Genomic DNA, 22,494 nt, shown 5'->3' with positions numbered 1-22,494 from the left:
AAAAAAGAAGAAAAGGCAATTGGCCTTTTCGATAGTATCAAACTTAAGTTGCACTTAGGCGTGTGCAGCGCATGTCGTTTATTTGAAAAACAAAGTTGGTTTATCAAAATCAATGCAAACCACGACCACGACCATTTAGATGTTTCATTATCTAATGAAGCCAAAGAAAAAATAAGGACTGCGCTTAAAAATGTACAATAGCACTTGCTAACGAAAGTACATCTAAAAAATAATGCTTTAAATATTATAAGTTTGGTACAATTATTTCTTAAAGTATAATATATTTTCATTGTTAGCATTAATAGAGCATTATGACAGCCTACCCATTTTATCAAGTTAACGCATTTACGAATTCAATATTTGGCGGTAATCCTGCAGCAGTTTGTCCACTTACAAGTTGGCTACCTACTGAATTAATGCAGCAATTAGCCAAGGAAAATAATTTATCCGAAACCGCTTTTTTTGTACAGGACGGTGATATTTTTCATATACGTTGGTTTACACCAGAAATAGAAATGGATTTAGCTGGCCATCCTACTTTGGCTACGGCATTTGTTATTTTCAATGATCTCAATTATGCAAAAGCAGAAATAGAATTTCACAGTAATAGCGGGCCTTTGTATGTGGTAAATAAAGGCAATGGATTACTGGAAATGAATTTTCCAAGCAGAATGCCTGAAATATGTAACCAACCTTTGGCATTAATTGAAGGTATCGGTCATCAACCTTATCAGATGCTTAAAAGTAGAGATTATGTGTTGGTTTATCATTCTCAAAAAGAAGTGGCTGATTTAAAACCAGATTTTAATTGGTTAAATAAAGTTGACACAATGGGCATTATTGCTACTGCGCCTGGCGATGATTGCGATTTTGTGAGTCGCTTTTTTGTACCCAATTCTGTCATTGGCGAAGATCCCGTTACAGGTTCTGCGCATGCCACTTTAATTCCTTTTTGGGCAAAACAATTGAGCAAAACCAATATGCTTGCCAAACAAATTTCTGAACGTGGCGGCGTTTTGTATTGCGAAAGCAAAGGCGACCGTGTAACTATTGGGGGCGAGTGTGTATTGTACATCAAAGGAGAATATTTTTTACCTTAGATGGATTAAAAAGTAGCGGTGAAAACAATAAGTTTGCAGCTTTTATACGCATAATTTTTTCTTAATGTCTGAAACGCAATCTCATCCACTTATTATTTACACAGATGGTTCTTCTCGTGGTAATCCTGGTCCAGGTGGTTATGGCGTGGTGATGATGTGGGGCAGCAAACGCAAAGAAATTTCGCAAGGTTACCGAAGAACTACGAACAATCGGATGGAATTAATGGGTGTTATCGCAGCGTTAGAAAGTTTAAAGAAAAATGATATTCCTCTTACTATTTATACCGATAGTAAATACATTGTAGATAGTGTGCAAAAACGCTGGCTAGATGGTTGGATTAAAACGGACTTTAAAGGTGGTAAAAAAAACAAAGACCTTTGGCTACGTTACTATCAATTGTCTAAGAAGTTTACAATTACATTTGTGTGGGTCAAAGGCCATGCTGACAACCCATACAATAATCGATGTGATGAATTGGCTACTACAGCTGCCGATGGCGGTAATTTAATTGAAGATATTGGCTATGAAGGCTAACCCATTAAAATTTTTCCAATAAAATTTCGTTTGTGTAATTAATAAGAGTTGTAGAATTATGGTACACAAGTCTGTGTACGCTAATTCTCGGCCTGAAATTTTACACAAGATGCATACCATTCAATTTATTAGACAAAAATTAGCCATTTCATTTGCTCAGCTTGCCAATTATTTAGCATTGCCTATTAGCCAATTATCTATGGCACAGTCAGGGAGAAGAAAATTACCTGATGCAGCTAACTTATTATTAATCAGGCTTCAACATGCCATTACGCAATCAGAATTACAGCTTTCTCCCATTTCTAAGAAGCCAACGGGGCTAGAAATTGCACAGCTAAACAGAGTGATGTTGGATACAATCCAACAAACAACGTTGCAATTGGCTGCTACACGCAAAAACTTGGCAATAGCACAAACGAAATATCGGCAAGGGCAATTATTTCTACAGGTAGCTGCCTATTTACAAGACCATCCAGATAATCTTACGTTGAATCGTGAAGAACTTTGGCTAAATGCACTCACTGGAAATGCCAATGATTTGATCACTAATAATAGTTATGCCAACAGGATGCTTTTAGAATTACAAATTAAAGTTCTTGAATTTACTTTGTCAGAAACTAAGAAAATGAAACTGAGCTAATCAATAGATGATAACGCATCTTTATATGTGACAAATTCTTAAACTATATTACTCATTTTAGAAACTAATCAGCATATGCCTTTTGTATTTAATAAATATAGTGGCTTACTCCTAATATTCTTTGTACACGGTCTGGTATATGCATTATTACTATTTGGAAAAGGCATAAAAAACGATACCGTTCATGATAAATGGTTAGCTTTTTTTCTGTTGCTCTGCATTTTTTTTATTTGCCCATGGATGCTTGGTTTTGCTGGCTGGTATGATGGCTATACTTGCCTTTCTTGTAGAAATTTCTTGTTTTATATGCCTTTTCAGCAGTCTCTGTTGATGGGCCCGGTTATTTATTGCTATGTCCAAGGTCGTTTAAATCCTAATTTTCAGTTTACTAAAATGCATTGGCTTCATTTTATACCTGGTATCATTTATAATAGTTGGATTTTGATAGTAGTCATTGTAGATAGGCTGATTTTAAAACGTTATTATTTAATGGATGGCAAAAACGATCCTGATTTTAATAATTGGTATGTTGCCTTAGGCTTAGTAAGTCTTTTGGTATATCTATACTTAAGTTTTAAGTATTATCAACATTACAAAACTATTATTTATCAGGAGTTATCTTTTGCAGATGATGTTACTTTTAAATGGATTCGCAATTTTTTAATTGCCTTTTTCATTTACTTTTTCTCAAGTCTTATTGTTGGATTATTAGATTTTTTTGATGTCGATATAAAGTACACCGATTCTTGGTGGTATTACTTATTATTTGCTATTATCTTTTACTATATCGCTATTACGGGCTATTCAAATTCGATTGTAACGAAAGCCCAATATCGCCTCGCTTTTTTACAGCAACAATTACCCCCTTTATTACCTAATATCAATCAAGATAGTGCTATAATAGAAGCTATAAGCTTCGAAGATATTACAGAAAACCAACCTGTTGGTAAGACTAAAAATAAAAAGAATAGTGAAGCTATGGATGAATGGAAAGCCAAAGTATTACAAGCTGTTGTTACAGAGAAATTGTACCAGAATCCTGAATTAACCCTTACCGATTTATCTAAACATTTAGTGACTAACCCTTCCCTCCTTTCAAAAATTATCAACCAAGGTTTTGCAATGAACTTTAACGACTTCATCAATTGGTATCGTGTTGAGGAAATTAAACAACAATTAGAAGATGGTGCCAATGCTAACCGTACCATCATGAGCCTAGCTTACGATGCGGGTTTTAATAGTAAGGCGACATTTAATCGGGCTTTTAAAAAAGCCACGGGCAAAAATCCAAAGGAATTTTTACCCGTAGCTAGTAATAAAGTATCTACACCAATGAACATGAAATAAAAGGTTATAAAGCCTCTGAACCTAAAATAATTATTCAGTTTAATTTAAACTTCTAAAGTCTACTGGGACCAATTTACTTACGCCTGGCTCTTGCATGGTTACGCCATAAATAACGTCTACCGCACCCATCGTTTGTTTATTGTGTGTTACAATAATAAACTGTGAGTTATCGCTGAACTTCTTAATCATTTGGGTGAATTTGCCCACATTGGCATCATCTAATGGCGCATCTACCTCATCTAAAATACAGAAAGGCGCAGGCTTAATTAAATAAATAGCAAATAGCAAAGCCGTTGCAGTTAAGGTTTTTTCACCACCACTTAACTGTGTAATAGATGATGGTCGCTTACCTTTTGGCTTGGCAATAATTTCAATACCTGTTTCGGCCAAGTTTTCTGGATTTACCAAGACCATATCGGCTGTATCTTCTTCTGTAAATAGGGCTTTGAACACTTTTTGGAAATTGTCGCGTACCTTATTAAACGTATCTAAAAACTGTTGATTAGCGGTAGCTTCTACCTCTTGAATGGTTTGTAATAAGCTGTCTTTTGCGTTCACCAAGTCGTTTTTCTGCTCTAAAATAAAGTCATAACGCTTCTTCATTTCAGTGTACGCTTCTATGGCTGTCGGGTTTACTTCACCCATATTATCCATACGCTTACGCATACGGTCGCTTGTAGCTTGTAGCTCTTCTAAAGGTGTATCGGTAGTCCTTGCTTCGTCTAAAATTTTGTCTAAATCTATTTTAAACTCTACATGCAAGCGCTCTTTCATACCAGCTAATTGCAACTTGAGTTCGTTCAACTTATCTTTTAGTTCGTTGATTAAGCTATCCAACTGTTCTTTACTTTTAACCTTGCCGCGTAGCTCGCTTTCTTTAGCTTGTAGCGCATTTCTTAAGTTGTAAAACGCTTGATCAGCCTCATTCAATTTTTTCTCTTCTTCTTCTTTTTTGCGTAGCAAAATCAACAATGCTTCGTGGCTGTCTTGCAATGCATTTTCACCTTCTTCAATATTGGTAGCAGCTTCAGCTAATTGCGCTGTATTGGTATCAATTTGTTGGTGCAAATCGTTCAATTGCTTTTGCTTAAACTCAAGCTCTTGCTGCAATGCCGTAATCTTACTTTGCTGACGTGTTAGCTGTAAATTGTGCTCGTTGTATTGCGCCGATGCTTGTTGATAATCCTGCTCAGCCAATTTATAATCTTGCTCTACCAATTTCAATTGCTCATTGGTTTGTAGCAATTGTTCGTTTAAGCTTTGCAAAGTTTCTCTTGTAGTTGCAATGGCTTCTTGCTCGTCTTCAAGGCGCAGTTGCAAGTCTTCTAAACGCTGTGTAGATGCTGCTTGTTGTGCTTGCGTATTTTCAATTTTATTCTTAGCTGCAAACACTTGATTGGTTAATTGATTTACCTCAGTTTCTGTTTGCTTAATGGCTTTTTCTTGCAACTGACCACTATAGCCAAGCACACGGTTATGCGTGGTTTGTATCTCAGCTTTTAGCGATTGTACTACCGCATCTAGCATGATAATTTCATCGTTCAGCTTTTCAAGGTTTTTAGCACGACCAATTTTTTTACCTTCAAATAAACCAACGCTACCACCAGTTAATGTGTATTTACCCTTCACAAATTTGCCCGATTTCTCTAAAATCGTTACGCCATTGCTAGTGGTAAATGCCTGTTCATTTTCAGCGATGTACACGTTTTGTAGCAAATATTCAGCAAGGGTTTGATATTCTTCATCCACCTCAATTACATCAAGGGCTTTTATGGTATTTGCCGGCTGAGGAATATTGTTTAACTCTTGACCCTTCAATTGATCTAGTAAGAAGAAATTAGCCTTACCTTTTTTGTTGTCATCAAGCAAATGCACCGCTTGCATACCTTCGGCTAAGTTGTTTACTACGTAATAATTTAGGTAAGGTTCAAGCACATTTTCAACCGCTGTTCTATAAGCTTCGTTTACATAAATAATATCACTTAAAATAGGTGCGCTGTGGTTCCAATTTGGATTTTTATGTAAAAATTTAATGCTCTCAGGATACCCTTCCATCGAGTCAATTAAACTCTTCAATAAGGCATATTCATTGCGTTTACTATCAAGCTTGCGGTTTTCTTCTGCCAATTGATTACGCAATACTTCTAGTTCTTGTTGGGTAGCCAAAATGTTTTGTTTGGCAGTTTCGTGTTGCTCATGTAATAGCTGTAAGTCAACACGTTTTTGTGCTAATAAATCTTCTTTTTCTAATGCTTCTGTTTCTAGTTGTTGTAACTGATACTGTCGACTTTGTTGTTCTTCAATTAGTTGTGCAGATGAGCGTTGAATGTTATGGATAGAGGTATCGGCAACAGCTACTTTTTTCTCAGCATCAAACTGGTGGCGCTGTATACTTTGGTATTGGTGGCGCAAGCCATCTAAGCCTACACGTTTTTCATCAAATACTTGTCTTTTATCATCAATATCCTGTTTCGCATTGGCTACTTTAAACTGCAATGCTTGTAGTTGATTGCTTTCCTCACCTACTTGAATTTGTGTATACTGAATGCTATCGCCTAAGTTTTTCAACTGCCCTTCTGCTTTTTGCAAAAAGTCTTTAAGGTTGGTTTCTTTTTCTTTAAGGTAATGTAATTTTTGCGAAGCCAAATTCTTTTCGTTCTCTTTGGTACGCAAGTTTTGCTGCAATTCGTTAAATGCAACTTGCATACCATGCAAGGCCTTTTCTTTCTCTATAAACCCTACTTTTTCTTGCTCTAGCGCCGCTTCTTCAGTAGCAATTTCTGCATCCAAACGCAATTTTTTATTAGCTTCATTTTCTTGCTGTTCGTGAAGGTCTTTATACGTTACGTTAAAACCTTCTAGCGCGGCTTTAGCCAATTCTACTGCTATGTCTCTGTATTCGTTCTTTAACTCAAAATATTTTTCTGCTTTTTTTGCCTGATTTTCAAGTGTTTTTAACTGATTATTGATTTCGAATAAGAGGTCTTCAATACGGGCTAAGTCTTGTTCGGTAGCATCTAGCTTGCTTTTGGCTTCTTTTTTACGGGTTTTATAAATGGTAATACCGGCTGCTTGTTCAAGCATTCTTCTACGGCTATTTTCCTTGTCACGTATTATGTCATCTACCATGCCAAGCTCAATAATCGCGTAACTATCGGTGCTGATACCAGTATCTAGAAACAAGTTATGAATGTCTTTTAAGCGGCAACTGACATCGTTTAAACGATACTCGCTATCCCCATTTTTATAAAACTTTCTGGTGACGGTAACAGTACTAAATTCGGTAGGTAATAAGTTGCGGGTATTTTCAAACGTTAAACTCACTTCGGCCAAGCCACTAGCGCTGCGCGTTTTAGAACCATTAAACACCAAAGCGCCTTGATTCTCACTACGCAAGGCACTAATTTTTTGTTCGCCAATAACCCAGCGAATACTGTCGATGATATTGCTTTTACCACAACCATTAGGCCCAATAATGCCTGTGATACCTTCGTCGAAACTAACGACGGTTTTGTCAGCAAAACTCTTGAAGCCCTTGATTTCTAAACTCTTTAATCGCATAACGCTCACCCATTTTAGTATCTGCGAACATACGGTTTTACCAATAAATAGACACGGCTTTAAGTGGTACTGTGGAGAACTAGTGAGGAAGAAAAGAGCGCTTCTATTTAGGTTATGTAATTATAACCGATCTCTATATTTAAACCCTATGATCATTTGCTTTTTCTTGCGAAAAAAGACGTATAAGTTTTATTGTATACAATTTATCTAGCGATGCAATGTTTCTTTTTAATGGTCGTGCAAGGATTGTTTCAACAGACTTAGCCCCAATAGCTATTAAATTTGCGCCATTACATTTTTTGTTACCCCAAAAAGTCTCTACATGTATTATCCTTCAGTTTTCAAAAGAAGTATTTGGTTGATACTTTTTTGTTTGATTCAAGTAATTGGCTTTTCTCAAAAAAAGAAAAAAGTATTTGCCCATGATTCGGTATTGATAACTGCCAAACAAGATACAGTTGTTTTTTATCTTATAAATAAAATTGCAGCTTATACCTTAACCATCGATAGAAATAATGCGTTTATTGATCGAGAGATTAATACGGATGAGATTATCGACACATTGCCAGGTATTGAAAATCAACTAAAAAAATTTAAAGCAAGGCTTGAAAGTGGCAATAGCAGCTGGAATCTTAGAGGTTTAAATAGTACAACCATTGTACTAAAAGGCGTTGTAGAGGATTTAACAGAATTTGACCATCAACTAGAAGATTATAGCATAAAATTATCCTCCAATAATAAAGCATTAGCCAAAATACTAAATGATTCTGTTATTCATACTGCCATGCCTAACCAGGTTTTGCAAGACCAAATGGATGATGTAAGTTTTGAAGCTTATAAATTGGATTCCATACAAAAAAACATTTTAACGAATGTTAATATTCTTCGAAAAAGAGTGGTGGTGGCGCTGTTACAAGCGAATGATATTGTATCGGATTTAGGCTACATGACAACCGCTAAAAAAAGGCTTATGTGGATTGAAGAAGAGGCGCCTTTATTTTCTGCTTCACCTATAAGTTATAAAAAAGCGCTTGTAGTTGTCACTAACGATGCTTTAATAAGACTTGGTCACAACTTGAGCCGCTATTGCAAAAAAAACATCGGAACTATTCTCATATCTGTAGTGCTATTTGTACTTCTTGGCATATGGAATTATTTAAACTTGTCAAGAATTAAAAAGAAAGCAGACAATATATTGGTACTCCAAAACCTACATTTTAATGTAATAAATGTTTGGGTAGCTGGCCTATTTGGTTTATTTATGTATGCCCCACTCTTTTTTGCCAATCCTACCATGTCAGTTCTACATACCTGCGAATTTTTTAGAACTATTTTTCTCACGATTATATTGATAAAATACCTAACCCAATCCTCAAAAATAATGTGGATAGCCATTTTGGCACTTTGGCTCTTATACGCTGTAGACGATGTATTTTTAGAGTCTGCCTACGGCGAAAGATGGCTATTATTTTGGGGCAGCATTGTTTTGATAATTGTTTTTGTTGCCTTGTTACTCAAGAAAAAACATTTTATGGGCTTACCAGAATCGCCTATTACTAAAATATTAGTAGCAATAAGTTTATTACTTGCCATCGGCTCTTTGGTGTGTAATATTTTAGGTAGGGTAACGCTTACCAAAATATTGGGCGAAACCGCCATCCAAAGCTTGGTATTAGGCATTTCGCTAAAAATATTCTGCGCCTTGATTTTAGAAAGTATTTATATGCAAGCAGAAGCCCAAAAAGATGGTAAGTTATCTAGCTATATTGATTTTGAAGACCTCAAAGTGAAATTCAAGAGAAACGTTTGGATAGTTGCCATATTATTATGGCTTTTATGTATTGTTAGAAGTATTACACTGTATGATTTTATTAAATTGACGATTATCAACTTTTTTACAGAAAGTAGAACCATTGGTAGCCTAAACTTTACGTTGCAAAACGTGGCTATATTTATTATTATCGTTTGGATTTCTATGATCGTTTCTAAATTTATCCATTTTTTATTTGGGCAACGCATCGAAAAAACATCTGGTAAGCGCAGTTCACTTGGATCGATGATTTTATTGGTTAGACTCACTATTTGGACAATTGGTTTTTTTATTGCCATTGCTGCTTCGGGTATTCCTATTGATAAATTGTCTATTATGATTGGCGCTTTAAGCGTGGGTATTGGCTTCGGTTTGCAAACCATCGTTAACAATTTAGTATCTGGTATTATACTAGCTTTTGAACAGCCCATACAAGTGGGCGACCAAATTGAAGTTGGTACCAAAAGTGGTGTAGTAAAAGAAATTGGTGTAAGAAGTAGTACCATCAGAAGTGGTGACGGAGCCGATATTATCATACCAAATGGCGATTTGTTATCGCAACATCTTATCAACTGGACCTTACAAAACAGAAATAGAAGGGTGGAATTTACAATTGGCATTTCTTATTTGAGCAATATTGGGCATGCCAAAGCCATCATCGAAAATACCCTTGCAAAAAATGATAAAATTTTGCACGTGCCTGCCCCATCAATTATTGTTAAAGAGCTTGGTGAGAAAAATGTTGATATGAGTATTATGTTTTGGGTGCCAGATTTATCTACTGCTGGCACATTAAGAAGTATTGCCATGATTAGTATTTACGAAGCACTTAAAGCAGAAGGCATTTTTACGAAAGAATAATGAAGGTAATTAGTATTCACAAACATTTTGGCTGGTAATTGGCTAATCTTCAAGCCCTTTGCCAGCTAAAATTTGAGGCACATATTTGTCTATTCTTGCCAATCTAGTTTTGGCTTGTTTGGCGGCAGAAAAAAAGAGCAAATAGCCTCTTTGTCTACCCGGAGTTAAGGCCTCAAAAGAGGTTTTCAATTCAGGCATTTGTGCTAATGCCGTTTTAAATTCATCGGGCATGGCAAAGGCTTCGGTTGGTTTAAAAGCTACTTTTAAGCCTTTTTGTTCTATACTTATGGCTTCTTGTATATACCATTTAATGCGATCCGCTTGTGCTTCAATTGCTTCAAGACTTGTAAAACGCAGTTGCCGCCTATCTTGCACATTGTCAGTTTGCTTCATCAGCATGCCGTATTTGTCTTCTATCAAAGCGCCTTTCATAAATAGTAGCGCACAATAATCTTTAAAGCCATGAATCAATACTACATTGTTATGGTTAAGTGTGTAGCAAGGGCAGCCCCATTTTAGCGTTTCGGTAAGATTACAGCTAAGCACAATTGCCCTCAATGCCACATAAGCCGACTGCCATTTGGTGGGCTTATCAAAAAAGAAATTTACTTGGGTATTCATTTGGTAATGTTGTACGTCAAATATAGATGGCTCGTGTAACACGCAACAAAAAAAATTTTGATAGCCTCTATCAGTTGTCTTGTTATCTGTTTCTGAGGCAGAATGTTTAAAATAAGATACTGTGAAGATGTCGCAATGCGAAGTAATAGGTCATGCTTTAATGGCAATATTATCTCAAAGACTTTTTATCAATCCAAACGGCGGCCATTTACCCTCAAGTAATTTTACATCAAGTCAAACGGCGGCCAAATGCCCCTAAGTAATTTTTCCTGAACCCAAAAGCCGGCCATTTAGCCCCAAGTAAGTTGGCATGAACCAAAACGGCGGCCGTTTAGCCCCAATTAAGTTGGCATGAACCCAAACGGTGGTCGTTTGGTATTGTTTTTTAGGAAATGGGTAGGGATGTTTCAATAGTTATTTGTCAGATGTCCGCTAATGGTCTATCCCTATCATTTGTGTTAATTTTCTTCATTTTACAATCAATAATCTATCATCGGGCGTTGTATAAAAGCTGCATTTGGCTATTTTTGAGTTTAACATTATGACAAAGTATTTATACACCATAGTTTTACTATTATTTGCTAGCAGTATGTATGCTCAAAACGGCTGTACAGTTCTTGGGCAAACGCCTAGCACTGCTTTCCCAGTATGTGGTACTACTATTTTAACCCAAACCGTCATACCCAATTGCGCAGGCGCCACCATACCTGTACCTGTTTGTAACGACCCTCTAGGTACTTACGCCGATGTTCGCCCTTTTTGGTACAAGTTTACCTGCTTTAAAGGCGGCACTTTGGGATTTTTAATTCAGCCTAATAATAATAGCGATGATTATGATTGGCAAATATTTGACATAACTGGCAAAAATCCTAGCGATGTTTATACAGATGCCAGCTTATTTGTATCGTGCAATTGGAGTGGCATTACAGGGCCAACTGGCGCTAACGCTACGGGTAGCAAACAAAATAGCTGTGCTGGCACTAATTATCCTAACATCAGTTCTATGCCTACCCTCATTCAAGGGCACAATTATTTGATGATGGTGAGTAATTTTTCCATTTCACAGGCGGGCTATAAGCTTTCATTTGGTGGCGGTACGTCTAGCATTACTGATACGGTAACCCCCAAAATGTTAAATGCAACGGTAGCATGTACAGGCCAAAGCATCAGCCTCAAGCTAAACAAGCTGATGAAATGTAAAAGCGTTGATCCTGATGGTAGTGATTTTAGTATAAGCAATAGCTCGGTAAGCATTACAGGTGCAACGGGTGTTAATTGTACCACCGGTTTTGATATGGATTCTATTGTACTGACACTAAACAACCCTTTACCACCAGGATATGCTTATATTACTGCTAAACTAGGTAGCGATGGCAATACCATTCTCGACAATTGCGATAACGGGATAGCCGCGGGCGATACCATTGGTTTTGTAGTTAGAGCAGGCCTACCAGCAAGTATGGATAGCTTATCTAAAGCGGCTTGTGCGCCAAAAGATATTACCATTACCTTAAGCGATTATGTGCGTTGTAGTTCTATTGCCCCAGATGGCAGCGATTTTGCCATCAGTGGCCCAGCATCAATAAGTATTGTTAAGGCATCAGGTAACTGCAATGCAAATGGACTTACCAATACCATTGTGGTAAGTCTTGCGCAATCGATTAATACTGCAGGCTTGTTTACCATTAGTCTCAAAAAAGGCACCGATGGCAATACCATTGTGAACAATTGTAATAAAGAAACACCAGTTGGATCGCTATTAACCTTTACCACAATAGATACAGTATCGGCAACATTTACTTATACCATCGATAGTGGCTGTGTAAACAATACCGTTCATTTTAAACACAATGGTAATAATGGCACCAATAGCTGGCTTTGGAATTTTAGTAATGGTAGTACTTCTACCCTTCAAAATACTGATCTTGTTTTGCCAAACGCTGGCAGTACCACCATTAAACTTACCGTGAGCAATGGCGTATGTACCAATTCTTACACCAGTGTATTGGTACAAAAATTTGATACGGTAAAAGCTGTATTTAGTACACCAGCTAGTGTTTGTCCTACTAATAGTTGGTCTATCACCAATGCTAGTACGGGTAATATTACCAGTTATCATTGGGATTTTGGTAATGGCACTACCAGTACTGCTCAAAATCCAGCCCCATTTGCCTACGCCCTACAAACCACTAAGCAGGTATACAATATCAGCTTAATCGTCACCAATGCGCTAGGCTGTAAAGACACAGCAGTGCATGCGATTGAGGTAAAAGGCAATCCTTCCGTTGTGTTAGACTCTGTGATAAAAGCTACTTGCGCCCCACAAAGTATTACAGTAAGACTTAACAATCCAGTAAGCTGTAGCAGCGTGGCGGCAGATGGTAGCGACTTTGCCATTAGTGGGCCAAGTGCAATTAGTATTAAGAGTGCCAGCCCTATTTGCGACAATACGGGACTTACCAACTTGATTACGCTTAATTTAATGCAACCTATTAAGCTTGGTGGTAATTATACCATCAGCACCAAATTAGGTAGCGATGGCAATATTTTACTAAACGATTGCGGAATTACTGTAGCTAGTGGCACAAGCATTGGTTTTACAACCGCAGATACTGTTTCGGCTAAGTTTATGTTTAAAATTGATAGCGGCTGCGTAACTAATACCATTCATTTTACCCAAAGTGGCTTTAACAATATCAACCAATGGAATTGGAATTTTGGAAATGCGGCGGCGACTGCTACAGTTCAGAATCCTAGTATTGTGGTACCAAATGCAAGTACGGTAAATGTGCAATTGATCGTTAGTAATGGTACTTGTAACGATACAGCAACGCAAACCATTGTGCAGCAATTTGATACGGTAAAAGCGATGTTTGATTTTCCAACACCCATTTGCCCCACTAACAATTGGGCTATAATGAACAATAGTACCGGTAAAATAGCTAGTTACAAATGGGATTTTGGTAATGGCACAAGTAGTACGCTTAAAAATCCACTGCCATTTGCTTACCCTACATCTACACAGCAAAACCAATATGCCATCCGCTTAATAGTGGCCAATGCTATCGGCTGTACCGATTCATTAACCAAAACAGTTACTGTAAAGGCCAATTTACCTGCTACATTAGACAGTGTTGTTAAAATAGCTTGTAAACCACAACAACTGGTTTTGTATTTCAGTGGACCAATTGACTGTAGTTCTATCGCAGCAGACGGTAGCGATTTCAATATCATTGGGACATCTCCTATCAACATCGTCAGTGCTGCTGGGAATTGCAATGCTGCCGGACTTGCCAATAGTATTACGGTTAATTTTTCGCAACCTGTGTATACCGCAGGTGCTTTTGCTATTTACTTACAAAAAGGTACTGATGGCAATGTATTAATTAATGATTGTGGTGTAGAAAGCTTGGCAGGTGGCAACCTAACTTTTACTACTTCAGACACAGTAAATGCCCAATTTACCTATAATACAACGCTTGGTTGCAACAACGATAATATTCAATTTGCGCATGACGGCAGACATGGTGTAAACCAATGGAACTGGACAATAAGTGATGGGAGAACCTCAACATTACAAAATCCCGCTTTGGTATTTCCAAATGCAGGCAATTTTACGATACAACTTACTGTGAGTAACGGCGCTTGTAGCGATATGTATTCAGCACCTATTACACTCACTTTTGATACCGTACAAGCCATTTTTGAAGTACCGCAGTATATTTGTCCGAATGAACCTTGGTTGATTTCAAATACAAGTACTGGTAAAATAGTGAGTTTTGATTGGGATTTTGGAAGCGGCGTACGTAGTGCTTTACAAAATCCAACCAATATCAGTTATCCGATACCTACGACCGTTACACAACGCAAATATACCATACGATTAACTGTAACGAATAATATAGGCTGTTCTAGCACGGCAAGTAACGAAGTGATGGTATTAAAATCTTGTTATATTGCTGTACCTACAGGCTTTACGCCTAATAACGATGGCTTAAATGATTATTTAGGGCCGCTCAATGCTTATAAAACTGAAAATTTATTGTTTAAAGTATTTAACCGCATGGGCAATGTGGTATTCGAAACAACAGATTGGCAGAAAAAATGGGATGGCAGAATTAATGGTATTTTACAACCTTCGGGTACCTATGTTTGGTACTTAACCTATACCGATACAGATACCAAGAAAGTGGTGAACTTAAGTGGTACTAGCGTACTTATTAGGTAGTTTTACGTCACATTTTGTACAAATGTATCAAAAGAGCTGACACCAATGACTTTCTCAGATATAAAGCCTTCGGCATATTGTACACCTATTCTTTTACCAAGCATCATGGCTCTTGCTTTTACTGTTTCTAGAAATTGTGGCGAAGAAATATAGGTTTGGGGTTCGTCTGTGCTTGGGCTATTAAACTGGGTAGTATAAGCCAATATCGAATTAATCTTGGTATCAAAATGAGCAGAAATATCCACCACAAATGAGGGTTGTATAAACCTATCCTGAATATAATGGAAAACGTATTTTGGTCGCCAAGCTTCTTGAATGAGCCCATCACTATTCGTTGTAATTTTTCGCAATCCGCTTAAAAAAGCAGCATCCGATACTAATTTAGCACTACGGCCATGATCTGGATGACGATCTTCTGGTGCGTTGCACAAAATGATGTCTGGTTGGTATTTTCTAATTGCAGCAATTACCAATCTTTGATGCGCTTCATCATTTTGAAAAAAGCCATCTGCCATTTTTAAATTGTCTCTCACTGCCACCCCTAAAATTTTCGCTGCTGTAGCAGCTTCTGCATACCGCGTATCTACAGTACCCCTAGTACCTAATTCACCTTGGGTTAAATCTACAATCCCAACTTTCTTTCCCTCAGCAACAGCGCTTGCAATGGTACCGCTACAACCTAATTCTACATCATCTGGATGTACGCCAATAGCCAAAATATCCAACTTCATAGCATGTATTTAATAAATAGAACTAAGATTTATGAAAGTTTTTAAACAGCCACTTTTGTAGTTTTTTTACTGGCAATAATCATAATCACAACACCCGCTATAATCAAAAGTGTTGAAATAAGTTCTGCTTGTGTGGGTTGAAATGGTAAACCTTCGTATTTGGTATTAACCCGAATCTTTTCGATGGTAAAACGTTCCATACCATTTAAAATAAAATAAAAACCAAACATTTGGCCAGGTAATTTAAACCGCTTACGGCTAGTCCAAAGTACTGCAAAGAGTATCGTACACGCAATTACTTCGTAAAAAGCAGTAGGGAAAACGGGAAGTGGTAATTGAGAGCAATACTGACCATCACACCCTATAATTTTTACTCCTTCGTTAATAACGTTATGCGGATAATTGTAGGCAAACACCCAATTTGGTAAATGCCAAAAAGGTTGCACACTAATATGTTTTACAGCTTCTAGACTTTTAAATTGGTTAATATAAAAGTTTTGATTGGCCAATAATATTGTATTAAACTGACCTGGATTTGCGGGTACTACTGCACCAGTATTGGTATTTACAAAAGCACTATTTAAAATTCCCCAATCGCCATCACCACTTACATGGCAGCCGATACGACCAATTGCATAGGCCAACATTAAAGCTGGCGCAAATGCGTCGGCTAAATGCGGGATAGCAATTTTATGTTTACGTGCATAAAACACGATAGCTAAACCTGCGCAAATTAAACCACCATAAAATGTTAGCCCACTAAATGAAACCAGAGAACCAATTGGGTCTCTCATAAATTCATCCCAATTTTCTAAATTATGAAACACTTTAGCGCCAGAAAACCCGAATACTGCTGCAAAAATTACCAAGTCACCTACCCTATCTTGAGGCCAAATGCGGATGGTGCGTTGTTCTGGTTTGGCTAATTTTTCCTTATTTTTTTCACGCCATTTAAGCCATGCAAATAAGCCGCCTATCAATATGCCTGTAGGTAAAAAACCTTGTGAAGATAAAATAAAAGCTTGCGGGTCGTTAAAAGCATCGGTTATAATAAAGGCGCCGATAATTTTAAAGCCAAATATAAAGCCCAGTAAAAAATTAATGATTAATTCGGATGCTGATGCGGGTGCGCCAACCATCATTTTTTCCTCGGTATAGCCAAGCAAACCTTGTTGTTGCTTGCGTTTTAACTCTTGTGTAACAATATAAGCAGCAGTTAAAAAAGCAATAGCTACAAAGAATCCGAAAGAATTTACCAGTTTTAAACCGCGCCAATCAGCACCAAAAAAATCTTTGAATACGTAATACAAATTGGGATACATAATGCTTGTATAATATTTAATAGTGGTAATGCAAGTGCAATGTTAGTTAATTTACCCAATAGCCTCAATAAAAAAGCCTCGCATAAATATACGAGGCCATTTACTAACTAACCCATCTAAAAAAAAGCGCTTAATTACAATATTTTTCAAACTCTGCAATTAAATGATGCGCAATCATTTGTGCAGATCTACCTTCAATTTGATGACGTTCTACCATGCTTACTAATGTACCATCTTTAAACAAAGCAATAGCAGGAGAAGATGGTGGATAAGGTAATAAATGTTGTCTTACTTGATTCACAGCGGCAACATCAAAACCTGCAAATACAGTGGCTAAATGGTCTGGTTTTTTAGCGGCATTGTGAACAGCCATTAATACGCCTGGTCTGCAACTACCTGCTGCGCAACCACAAACAGAATTCACAACTAGTAAGGTTGTTCCTGTTTGCTTTAAAGTATCGTTTACTAATTCTGGTGTACTTAAATCTTCAAATCCGCCGTCAGTTAACTCGGCTTTCATTGGTAAAACTATTTCTGCTGGATACATAATAAATCTTCTTTTAATTGATACTGCAAAAATAAGAGAAAAATGCGCATTGGATGAAAGTTCTAAACGTCAATTTGCCTTTTTTCGACTATCGAAAGCGTCGTTATGGCACTATGTATAGCTTAAAAATGACATAATGGCGCCAATTTAATCTACTTTTGCCCAATGGAACACTATTTGACTCACTAACCCACAGAAAACAATCATTTCAAAAAAACAAAAAACATACAATTATGACACTCGTAAAAAGAAATCCAGCTAGCATCAATTTCTTATTTGATGAATTATTTAATGCTTTTCCTGCACATTGGGGTAATGACCAAGTACAACACAACTTTGCGCCAGCAGTAAATATCCATGAAACAACTGACGGCTACCATGTAGAATTAAATGTGCCTGGCAGAAACAAAGAAGATTTTAAAGTGAGCATTGATAATCATTTACTCACCATTGCTTTTGAACAAAAAGAAACAATAGAGAACAAAGACTACAAAACCTTACGTAGAGAATTTAGTTTTAAAAGCTTTAAACGCAGCTTTACTTTGGATGAAAAAGTAAATGCAGATGCTATTCAGGCGAAATACGAAAATGGTATCTTAAAACTGTATTTACCTAAAAAAGAAGAAGTGAAAATTGCACCTAAAGAAATTGCAATTTTATAATGCTTTCATATACAGGCAGTTAGTTTTGGTTAGAGCCACTTGTTTCTACGAGTGGCTTTTTTGTGTTATACTGAAGAAATTTAATAAACATGACAAAACCAAAACACCTCACAGAACATATCTGTGAGGTGTTTAACTATTGATGAGCAATATTTTTACTTGCTACTATCTTTTATTATTGGTGTACCCACTTCTGGCACAGCAGCTTTTGCAGGTTGTGCATATTGCTTTTCCATTTGGTCGAGCGCATTTAGATAACTTTCTGCATAGCGTTTTTCTTCGCCCATATTGTCTGCATTACGGCCGTCGAGACTATTATAATATTTAATTTGTTGTTGTAAATCTTTCTTTACAGACTCCGATACTTTCTTAATTAACGCTTTGTCCTCAGCCATGTAACAAGCATTTAAGAACATTAGACTGTATCTATTGTGTGTATTTCCGCGGCTTACCATACCATATGCAAAGTTTTCTTCAGACATACCTTTGTCTACTTTATTTAGCACTTTTCTAGCTTCTTCTTTTCTGCCTTTGGCTGCTAAATAACTTGCTAGTTCACCGTAAGCGGTGCGAATGGTATTCAAATGACGACGATTTTCTTCATCATAATACACACCTTTTAAGTCTGCATTACCAAAGGCAAATTTGTTCAACATCTTATCCAATGCCCAATCTGCATTAAACTCATCGTTTTCTACAGGCACCAAGCGGTAACTTAAACCATCTTTACGTAAGTATTTGCCAAAACCCAATTCACCGTAAGGCGATGTAAAATAAATCGGACGCTTCCATTTATTAGCTGCAATAATATTTAATACCGCAAGGTCATTTTTCATCAATGCGCCTTTTGGAATTTCAAATTGCAATTCGTTGACAACACTATCTTTTGCATTAACCGTTCCATTTGCTAAAACCACTGATTTATCTACTGGTACAGATACTTTCCTCACAGGGAAAGTTGGTTCGGCATTACCATCACCTTGGTCTTCTGCCCCTACTTTTCCGCCAACATAATTTTTCATCATATCGAATAGATCATAGAACTTGGTTTCTGGTATGGCTGGGTTTGGCTTGTAGCGAATATAGTTCATTTTAGAACCTTCAATTTGGTCGGCGCTCCAAATCACGTCAATAGAATCACTCTCATTTACTTTATAGCGCAATTGATTAATATACCAGTCAATGCCTAATAAGCTATTGTTTATTACACGTACATCCTTTCTTATACCTTCTACTTCTTGCGCATACCACAATGGATATGTATCGTTATCGCCAAAACTCATTAAAATAGCATTTGGTGCGCAACTCTCTAAATAGTCTTTTGCTAAATCTCTTGCCAATACTTTTTTGCTTCTGTCATGGTCGTCCCATTCTTGTTGCGCCATGATTGCTGGTACAGCTAGTAGACATACTAATGTGGCAATAGAAGCTGCAGTCGTTTGAGATACCGCTTTTGCTATCCAATCTCTCACCTTTAACACACCAATACCAATCCACACGGCAAAGGCGTAAAAACTTCCTACATAGGCATAATCACGCTCACGTGGCTGATAACCTGCTTGGTTTAAGTAAATAACAATGGCAAAACCAGTAAAGAAGAACAATAAGAAATTAACAAATGCGTCGTCACCTTTTTGTTTAAACTGATAGAACAGCCCAATCAAACCCAAGATGAAAGGCAATAAGAATAATTTATTGTGAGACTTATTATTTTTAATGCTATCAGGCAAGGAACTTTGGTCACCATAAATAAAATTGTCGATGAACCCAATACCAGAAATCCAGTTACCATCACGAACATTACCATTAAATAAGCCTTGTACATCATCTTGTTTACCAGCAAAATTCCACATGAAATAGCGGAAATACATCCAGTAAAACTGATAACCTACAAAAAACTTAACGTTATCACCTTGATTAGGAGCACGTTCATAAGTGCCATCTTTGTTTTTATTAATATCTAAGAAATAGCCATAATAATCAGCATGGTTTTGGTCGTTACTTGCGTCCCATACACGCGGAAAAGGCATTTTATCTTTTGGCAAATACACATAACCAAAATCTTTCCCAATTTCTATATACTTATCTTTTCCTTTTTGGTATTTCATTGCGCCTTGCTTATAAGAAGCAGGTTGTGCAGTGAATTTTTGACCATAAATGAGAGGAAAATCACCGTATTGTTCACGACCTAGATACCCAACCAAACTCATTGGATTATCAACATTGTACATATCTACAGCAGGATCTGCATTACTACGAATCATGGTGGTTAAATAGGTACTGTAGCCGATTAACATGAACGAGAAACACCATAAGCCCAAGCGTAAATAGGCCCAACCCTTTTTTGTTGCGAAACGTAAGCCAGCCCATATTAGCACCGCCAATAATATAAAGAAAGTGGTAAATCCGCTAAAAAATGGTAAACCAAAATTGTTGACAAATACCCTATCAAAACCACCAGCCAACCCAATACTAGTTTGTATTACACCAACTTGTACAATACCTGTAATAGCACAGCCAATAATGAAGAAAATATAGACACCACCATATAATGCTTTTTTAGTTTTATTAATACTTTCTACAAAGTATAAAAAGCCGCCAGCAACAATTACTCCTAATAGTACCAATCCAGCCAATGTCGAATCTGAAAATTCTACATCTTGACCATATTGTTGTTGAATTTCAGTGCTACGAAGCAATAAAAGATTCTCTTCCCCTTTTGCAATTATAATTGCTCCTATTAAAGCAATAAAACCTCCCACACCGAGTAGGATAAGAAACCATTTACGGATAATTGCATAGTTAAAAGTTGATTGCCTTTTGTAGTAGTATACCATTACTATGGCAGGAATAGTTAACAAGTTTAATAAGTGTACACCTATTGACAAGCCCATTAAAAAGAAAATCAACACAATCCATCTATCAGCGCCAGGCTTATCGGCTTCATGTTCCCATTTTAAAATTGCCCAAAATACAATCGCCGTAAAAAATGAACTCATTGCATATACTTCACCTTCAACCGCGCTATACCAAAAACTATCACTAAATGTATATGCCAATGCTCCAACTACACCAGCCCCCATGACACTCCAAATTTGATAGCTACTCATCTTTTCAGTAACGTCCAACTTCACTATTCTGCGAGCAAAATGGGTGATTGTCCAAAATAAAAACAAGATGGTAAAGCCACTAGCTAAAGCACTCATGATATTCACGGCTTTTGCAGCAGTATTTGGATCATCACCAAATAAAACAATAAAAATTCTACCTAATAGTACAAACAAAGGCGCCCCTGGCGGGTGAGGAATTTGCACTTTAAAACAGCTACTTACAAATTCTCCACAATCCCAAAAACTGCCGCCAGCTTCTGATGTTAAAATGTAAACCGTGCAAGCTAATAAACATACAGCCCAACCAACTAGGTTGTTAATCTTGGTAAAGTTCATTCGTTATTTTTTTAAAGACGTTCGCAAACATAGGGATTATTGGTGTTTGAAATTTAGGATTTGAGACTGAAATTTTAAAACACGCCTTTAATGCATCTATTTTAAATTAATTTTCACTTTTAACGTTTCACCATTCACTATCTAGTATGCATTATTTGCAATCGCAAGCCCATTCTCTACCGATATCAATGCAAGTTACAACGGTTACTTCGTCTGCACATGGTGCAAATATGATTCGTAAATGTTGGTTGTCTTTACTATAACCTTCAACTGCATATTTCTTGCTACAATCTTCGCCTTGCAGCTCGCTTTTTTTATAATTGATGGTACCATTTTCCAAAATATCTTGTATTTCAGCAGCATCAATATGTCTGCAAGCCATTCTACATTGCGCATGTTTGCTGTATTTGATATGTGAGGGATGTCTATTTAAACCATTTGATGGGTTGACATCGGGTACAATTACAGCAGTTACTTGTTTGGAAGGATTATTTGCCTTGGAGGCTTGCTTACAGCTATTTGAAGCCAATACAGCGAGCAACAGAACTATCAATAATAAATATGATGTAAATTTTTTCATATTATTTATAAGAATTTGAGAATTTTTATGTATCAACCTCAATAGAAAATAGTTATTTACTACTCAAAATTGACTATTCACTTTTGACTATTTGTACTTTACACCAAGCGATAAACACAACCAACCAATGATAAAAAATAAACCTCCAATGGGTGTAATTGCGCCTACCCATTCGTAACCTACAATACCTTTTGCTGATAGGTAGGTTAGTAAATATAAAGAACCACTAAAAAAGCCAATACCAAGCATAAATAGAATACCTGCAGTGGTAATGAGTTTGTTGCTAAATTCTTTGTAGATAAGAGCAGTAAGTGCTAATGCAAACACATGGTATACCTGATAGCGTACACCAGTTTCAAATATATTTAGCGATTGTTCGGTTAACATTTGCTTCAGTTTGTGTGCTGCAAATGCCCCCAACATAACAGACAAAGCCCCTAAGAAAGCTGCGGTTTTTATATAACCTTTATGCATAAAATATAATTTGATGATTAAAATAAATG

Annotated in this window: 15 protein-coding genes; 7 read left to right on the top strand and 8 right to left on the bottom strand. The window is 36.8% G+C overall.

Annotated elements, in window-relative coordinates; genetic code table 11:
• The first annotated feature begins 311 nt into the window (after positions 1-311).
• The 4 genes from ACFOW1_RS13160 (at position 312) to ACFOW1_RS13145 (ending at position 3,622) form a co-directional block, all read left to right on the top strand.
• Positions 312-1,100 (top strand): PhzF family phenazine biosynthesis protein, encoded by a 789-nt coding sequence (locus tag ACFOW1_RS13160; RefSeq protein WP_379014857.1) that lies wholly within the window; start codon positions 312-314, stop codon positions 1,098-1,100.
• A gap of 64 nt (positions 1,101-1,164) precedes the next feature.
• Positions 1,165-1,635 (top strand): ribonuclease HI, encoded by a 471-nt coding sequence (gene rnhA, locus ACFOW1_RS13155; RefSeq protein WP_379014856.1) that lies wholly within the window; start codon positions 1,165-1,167, stop codon positions 1,633-1,635.
• Positions 1,636-1,744: 109 nt separating this feature from the next.
• Positions 1,745-2,275: a hypothetical protein gene (locus ACFOW1_RS13150; protein WP_379014854.1), complete on the top strand. Its 531-nt coding sequence runs from the start codon at positions 1,745-1,747 to the stop codon at positions 2,273-2,275.
• A 75-nt stretch (positions 2,276-2,350) separates the two neighbouring features.
• Entirely contained in the window at positions 2,351-3,622 is a 1,272-nt protein-coding gene (locus ACFOW1_RS13145; protein ID WP_379014852.1) for a helix-turn-helix domain-containing protein, read from the top strand.
• Positions 3,623-3,661: 39 nt separating this feature from the next.
• Here the strand turns inward: ACFOW1_RS13145 and smc are convergent, their stop codons facing one another.
• Positions 3,662-7,183 carry a chromosome segregation protein SMC gene (smc, locus tag ACFOW1_RS13140; RefSeq protein ID WP_379014851.1) on the bottom strand — a complete coding sequence of 1,174 codons (3,522 nt, stop codon included), beginning with the start codon at positions 7,181-7,183 and terminating at the stop codon, positions 3,662-3,664.
• A gap of 322 nt (positions 7,184-7,505) precedes the next feature.
• Here smc and ACFOW1_RS13135 point away from each other — a divergent pair, with 322 nt between their 5' ends.
• Positions 7,506-9,854: a mechanosensitive ion channel family protein gene (locus tag ACFOW1_RS13135; RefSeq protein WP_379014849.1), complete on the top strand. Its 2,349-nt coding sequence runs from the start codon at positions 7,506-7,508 to the stop codon at positions 9,852-9,854.
• A gap of 42 nt (positions 9,855-9,896) precedes the next feature.
• On the opposite strand, the gene ACFOW1_RS13130 is transcribed toward ACFOW1_RS13135, so the two are convergent.
• Complete coding sequence (locus ACFOW1_RS13130; RefSeq protein WP_379014848.1) at positions 9,897-10,475, bottom strand: YdeI/OmpD-associated family protein; 579 nt, start codon at positions 10,473-10,475, stop codon at positions 9,897-9,899.
• Between the two features lie 541 nt (positions 10,476-11,016).
• Here ACFOW1_RS13130 and ACFOW1_RS13125 point away from each other — a divergent pair.
• Positions 11,017-14,703 (top strand): PKD domain-containing protein, encoded by a 3,687-nt coding sequence (locus tag ACFOW1_RS13125; RefSeq protein ID WP_379014847.1) that lies wholly within the window; start codon positions 11,017-11,019, stop codon positions 14,701-14,703.
• A 2-nt stretch (positions 14,704-14,705) separates the two neighbouring features.
• On the opposite strand, the gene bshB1 is transcribed toward ACFOW1_RS13125, so the two are convergent.
• From bshB1 to ACFOW1_RS13110, 3 genes are all read right to left on the bottom strand, one after another.
• Positions 14,706-15,434 (bottom strand): bacillithiol biosynthesis deacetylase BshB1, encoded by a 729-nt coding sequence (gene bshB1 / locus ACFOW1_RS13120; protein WP_379014846.1) that lies wholly within the window; start codon positions 15,432-15,434, stop codon positions 14,706-14,708.
• A gap of 41 nt (positions 15,435-15,475) precedes the next feature.
• Complete coding sequence (locus ACFOW1_RS13115) at positions 15,476-16,756, bottom strand: prolipoprotein diacylglyceryl transferase (protein WP_379014844.1); 1,281 nt, start codon at positions 16,754-16,756, stop codon at positions 15,476-15,478.
• A 130-nt stretch (positions 16,757-16,886) separates the two neighbouring features.
• Positions 16,887-17,303, bottom strand: a complete 417-nt coding sequence (locus ACFOW1_RS13110; protein WP_379014843.1) for a BrxA/BrxB family bacilliredoxin — start codon at positions 17,301-17,303, stop codon at positions 16,887-16,889.
• 233 nt (positions 17,304-17,536) lie between these two features.
• Between ACFOW1_RS13110 and ACFOW1_RS13105 the strand changes: the two genes are divergently transcribed.
• On the top strand, positions 17,537-17,965 hold the full coding sequence (locus tag ACFOW1_RS13105; RefSeq protein ID WP_379014841.1) for an Hsp20/alpha crystallin family protein: 429 nt from the start codon (positions 17,537-17,539) through the stop codon (positions 17,963-17,965).
• A 155-nt stretch (positions 17,966-18,120) separates the two neighbouring features.
• Here ACFOW1_RS13105 and ACFOW1_RS13100 read toward each other — a convergent pair whose 3' ends face one another.
• From ACFOW1_RS13100 to ACFOW1_RS13090, 3 genes are all read right to left on the bottom strand, one after another.
• Entirely contained in the window at positions 18,121-21,411 is a 3,291-nt protein-coding gene (locus ACFOW1_RS13100) for a DUF2723 domain-containing protein (protein WP_379014840.1), read from the bottom strand.
• A 151-nt stretch (positions 21,412-21,562) separates the two neighbouring features.
• A complete protein-coding gene (locus tag ACFOW1_RS13095) occupies positions 21,563-21,991 on the bottom strand; it encodes a DUF4258 domain-containing protein (protein ID WP_379014839.1) in 429 nt (142 codons plus the stop codon).
• 87 nt (positions 21,992-22,078) lie between these two features.
• Positions 22,079-22,465, bottom strand: coding sequence for a DUF423 domain-containing protein (locus tag ACFOW1_RS13090; protein ID WP_379014837.1), 387 nt, complete (start codon positions 22,463-22,465; stop codon positions 22,079-22,081).
• Positions 22,466-22,494 lie beyond the last annotated feature (29 nt).

It is taken from the genome of Parasediminibacterium paludis, assembly GCF_042651445.1.
GTDB classification, from domain to species: domain Bacteria; phylum Bacteroidota; class Bacteroidia; order Chitinophagales; family Chitinophagaceae; genus Parasediminibacterium; species Parasediminibacterium paludis.
This window is presented reverse-complemented; position numbering and strand designations above follow the sequence as displayed.

Excerpts from the sequence above, each read along its gene's own strand:
- ACFOW1_RS13160 (WP_379014857.1), top strand. The coding sequence starts at position 312 with ATGACAGCCTACCCATTTTATCAAGTTAACGCATTTACGAATTCAATA.
- rnhA (WP_379014856.1), top strand. The coding sequence starts at position 1,165 with ATGTCTGAAACGCAATCTCATCCACTTATTATTTACACAGATGGTTCT.
- ACFOW1_RS13150 (WP_379014854.1), top strand. The coding sequence starts at position 1,745 with ATGCATACCATTCAATTTATTAGACAAAAATTAGCCATTTCATTTGCT.
- ACFOW1_RS13145 (WP_379014852.1), top strand. The coding sequence starts at position 2,351 with ATGCCTTTTGTATTTAATAAATATAGTGGCTTACTCCTAATATTCTTT.
- smc (WP_379014851.1), bottom strand. The coding sequence starts at position 7,183 with ATGCGATTAAAGAGTTTAGAAATCAAGGGCTTCAAGAGTTTTGCTGAC.
- ACFOW1_RS13135 (WP_379014849.1), top strand. The coding sequence starts at position 7,506 with ATGTATTATCCTTCAGTTTTCAAAAGAAGTATTTGGTTGATACTTTTT.
- ACFOW1_RS13130 (WP_379014848.1), bottom strand. The coding sequence starts at position 10,475 with ATGAATACCCAAGTAAATTTCTTTTTTGATAAGCCCACCAAATGGCAG.
- ACFOW1_RS13125 (WP_379014847.1), top strand. The coding sequence starts at position 11,017 with ATGACAAAGTATTTATACACCATAGTTTTACTATTATTTGCTAGCAGT.
- bshB1 (WP_379014846.1), bottom strand. The coding sequence starts at position 15,434 with ATGAAGTTGGATATTTTGGCTATTGGCGTACATCCAGATGATGTAGAA.
- ACFOW1_RS13115 (WP_379014844.1), bottom strand. The coding sequence starts at position 16,756 with ATGTATCCCAATTTGTATTACGTATTCAAAGATTTTTTTGGTGCTGAT.
- ACFOW1_RS13110 (WP_379014843.1), bottom strand. The coding sequence starts at position 17,303 with ATGTATCCAGCAGAAATAGTTTTACCAATGAAAGCCGAGTTAACTGAC.
- ACFOW1_RS13105 (WP_379014841.1), top strand. The coding sequence starts at position 17,537 with ATGACACTCGTAAAAAGAAATCCAGCTAGCATCAATTTCTTATTTGAT.
- ACFOW1_RS13100 (WP_379014840.1), bottom strand. The coding sequence starts at position 21,411 with ATGAACTTTACCAAGATTAACAACCTAGTTGGTTGGGCTGTATGTTTA.
- ACFOW1_RS13095 (WP_379014839.1), bottom strand. The coding sequence starts at position 21,991 with ATGAAAAAATTTACATCATATTTATTATTGATAGTTCTGTTGCTCGCT.
- ACFOW1_RS13090 (WP_379014837.1), bottom strand. The coding sequence starts at position 22,465 with ATGCATAAAGGTTATATAAAAACCGCAGCTTTCTTAGGGGCTTTGTCT.